General features: G+C 65.2%; 1 protein-coding gene. It reads left to right on the top strand.

Annotation, left to right across the window (positions count from 1 at the left end; all coding sequences use genetic code 11):
• On the top strand, nucleotides 1-190 hold a 190-nt coding region (locus tag C5E41_RS34690; RefSeq protein WP_219823321.1), incomplete at its 5' end, for a hypothetical protein.
• Nucleotides 191-511: the final 321 nt, after the last annotated feature.

The raw sequence follows: 511 nt of genomic DNA, 5'->3' as shown, positions 1-511 counted from the left end.
GAGGGCGCTGGCGGCGCGTGCCGCGATCGCAGCCGCGTTCGGTCTATGTAGCTGTGATCTCGACGTCGGGCTGTTCCCGCCCGGGGTCGGCGCCGGTCGCGGATTCTTCAGCATTACCTTCGCGCCCTACACCCCGGCGGGTGAGTGCCTGGCCGTCGTCATGTACGACGCTCTGGGCTGGGGGCAATGACTGCACAGTCATCGTAAATAAGCTGGACCACTGCACTCGCCTCTCCTCGCGCCGCCTCGCCGCTCGACCCGTAATCGGAATCGATGGCTCGGTGTGTTGCGTATCACGGACCATTGCGGGCCCGGTGTGGCATTCGGCTCAGGTCTTCTGCTACGTCGTTCTCGGACGGTGGGACCTTCTTCAGCTCGAATAAACCGGAAGGACTTGTGTGTCGCCGTTGTCTTCCATCGACTCGCGGATCGCCACCTGCGCGGAATGCGGCAGGGTGTGCATGATCTCGAGTACGCGGCGGCGGCGGCGTTCCACGGCCTGGCGCACGGG

It is taken from the genome of Nocardia nova (genome assembly GCF_002933465.1).
GTDB classification, from domain to species: Bacteria; Actinomycetota; Actinomycetes; order Mycobacteriales; family Mycobacteriaceae; genus Nocardia; species Nocardia nova_B.
This window is presented reverse-complemented; position numbering and strand designations above follow the sequence as displayed.